The organism is Frankia sp. AgKG'84/4 (assembly GCF_023242965.2).
In the GTDB taxonomy this organism is placed as follows: domain Bacteria; phylum Actinomycetota; class Actinomycetes; order Frankiales; family Frankiaceae; genus Frankia.
The window spans coordinates 1-2142 of the sequence record NZ_JALKFU020001302.1 but is presented as its reverse complement, the minus strand read 5'-3'; the positions used below and the strand labels follow the sequence as shown (position 1 = coordinate 2142).

The 2142-nt window shown below is 73.9% G+C and carries 4 protein-coding genes; all 4 read left to right on the top strand.

Annotation, left to right across the window (positions count from 1 at the left end; all coding sequences use genetic code 11):
• The first annotated feature begins 3 nt into the window (after window positions 1-3).
• Window positions 4-162 carry an iron chelate uptake ABC transporter family permease subunit gene (locus tag MXD58_RS29880; protein WP_250611491.1) on the top strand — a complete coding sequence of 53 codons (159 nt, stop codon included), beginning with the start codon at window positions 4-6 and terminating at the stop codon, window positions 160-162.
• The gene (locus tag MXD58_RS30510) at window positions 162-287 is read left to right on the top strand and encodes a hypothetical protein (protein ID WP_284679024.1); all 126 of its coding nucleotides are present in this window, start codon (window positions 162-164) and stop codon (window positions 285-287) included. Before MXD58_RS29880 ends, MXD58_RS30510 begins: the two co-directional genes overlap by 1 nt.
• A complete protein-coding gene (locus MXD58_RS29875) occupies window positions 284-1117 on the top strand; it encodes an ABC transporter ATP-binding protein (protein ID WP_248840581.1) in 834 nt (277 codons plus the stop codon). Before MXD58_RS30510 ends, MXD58_RS29875 begins: the two co-directional genes overlap by 4 nt.
• A 19-nt stretch (window positions 1118-1136) precedes the next feature.
• On the top strand, window positions 1137-2142 hold a 1006-nt coding region (locus MXD58_RS29870; protein WP_250611489.1), incomplete at its 3' end, for an ABC transporter transmembrane domain-containing protein.

The window sequence follows — 2142 nt, the reverse complement described above, 5'->3', positions numbered from 1 at the left end:
CTGGTGCCCACCGCGCTCGCCGGCGCCGCGCTGGTTGCCGTCGGCGACCTGGCGGCGCAGCGCCTGTTCGCCCCCACCCAGCTGCCGGTCGGTGTCGCGACCAGCGCCGTCGGCGGGCTCTACCTCGCTGTTCTGCTGGTGCGTCAGCGGCGGCGGACCTGATGGCGGCGGACCTGATGGCGGCAGACCTGATGGCGGCAGACCTGATGGCGGCAGACCTGATGGCGGCAGACCTGATGGAGGCAACAGTTCCGCGGGAGCAGCCGATGGATGGAGGTGCCACATGACGCGGTTGAGCGCGCGGGATCTGACGCTGGCCTATGACCGGCGGGTGGTGGCCAGCGGGCTGGGGATCGACATCCCGGACGGCGCGTTCACGGTCATCGTCGGCCCGAACGCCTGCGGCAAGTCCACCCTGCTGCGCGCGCTGGTCCGGCTGCTGCGGCCGAAGTCCGGCGCGGTGTACCTCGACGGCGAGCTGATCTCGTCCTACCCGACGAAGGAGGTCGCCCGCCGGCTCGGCCTGCTGGCCCAGTCGGCGATCGCGCCGGCCGGCGTTACCGTCGCGGACCTGGTCGCCCGGGGCCGCTACCCGCACCAGCGGCTGCTGCGCCAGTGGTCGCGCTCCGACGAGGAGGTCGTCGGCGAGGTGATGGCGCGCACCGGCGTCGCGGACCTTGCCGACCGCCTGGTCGACGAGCTCTCCGGCGGGCAGCGCCAGCGCGTGTGGCTGGCGATGGTGCTCGCCCAGCGGACGCCGATCCTGCTGCTCGACGAGCCGACGACCTTCCTCGACATCGCCCATCAGGTCGAGGTGCTCGATCTGTGCGCGGGGCTGCTCGCCGACGGTGGCCACACGCTGGTGGCTGTGCTGCACGATCTCAACCAGGCCAGCCGGTACGCCGGGCACCTGGTGGCGATGCGGGAGGGACGCGTCGTCGCGCAGGGCCCGCCCGGCGAGATCGTCACCGCGGAGCTGGTCGAGGAGGTCTTCGGACTGGCCTGCCGGGTGATCACTGACCCGGAGTCCGGCACACCCCTGGTCATCCCGCGCTGGTCACCGCCCCAGGCGCGGGAACGGGAACAGTCCCTGGCACTCACGGACGTCGCGCCGTGACCGGTAAGGACGGTGCTTCGTGAACGGCTCGCGCAGTAGCCGCCTGCTGTGGGCGCGGCTGCGCCCCCGGCGCGGCGACCTCGTCCTCGGCGGGTTCGCCACGGTCCTCCAGCAGGCCGCGATGCTCGCGTTGCCCTGGTGCGTGCAGCGGGCCCTGGACCGCGGCATCACCGAGCATTCGCTCTCGGGCACCGTCACCTGGGCCGTTCCGACCGCGCTGGTCGCCGTCGGGTTCATGCTGGGGGGCGTCGGCGGGCTGCGGTGGACCGGGCGGGCCGCCGCCCGCGTCGCCCACGATCTGCGCGCGTCCATCGTCGAGCGGGTCGCCGCCTTCGACCGTCCCGCGCTGGCCCGCTACGGGCACGGTGACCTGGCGATGCGGGCCACCCGCGACGTCGACCTCGTCCGGCTGTGGGTGCAGAGCCTCGCCATCTGGGTCCGGATCGTCGTCACCGTCGTCGTCGTACTGCCGGCGTTCGCGGTACTCGACCCGCTGCTCCTGGTCGTCGCCCTGATCACGATCCCGCTGGTGGTGCTCGCCAACGCGTACTTCCCCGGCCGGTTCGACGCGGCGAACACGCGCCTGTCGGACGCCTTCGGCGCCCGCGCCGACGCCGTGGACGACCTGCTCTCCGCCAGCGCCGCGGTGCGCGGCCTCGGCGGTGAGGCCATGCTGGTCCGCCGTCATCACGAGCGCAGCGCCGTCGTCACCGAGCACACGATGACCGTCGCGCGCATCTCGGCGTCCTGGTCGGCCGTCCCGCCGGCCATCCCCCGCCTCGCGATCGCCGCTGGCCTCGCCATCGGCGGCGCCGCCGCGTTGCGCGGAGATCTCACCATCGGCGGCCTGGTCGCCTTCACCTCGTGGATGACCACCCTGACGCTGGCCGTCACGATCGCGGTCGACCTGCTCTCCGCGCGCGGCCAGGCCACCGTGGCGGCCGGCCGGATCGCCGAGGTCCTCGACACCCCGGTCGCCGACGACGACCCGGCGGGCGCCGAGACGCCGCCGGCCGGCGGTGGGC

What these genes read in the sequence shown, in the direction of transcription:
- MXD58_RS30510 (WP_284679024.1), top strand. Translation starts at nt 162, where the DNA reads ATGGCGGCGGACCTGATGGCGGCAGACCTGATGGCGGCAGACCTGATG.
- MXD58_RS29875 (WP_248840581.1), top strand. Translation starts at nt 284, where the DNA reads ATGACGCGGTTGAGCGCGCGGGATCTGACGCTGGCCTATGACCGGCGG.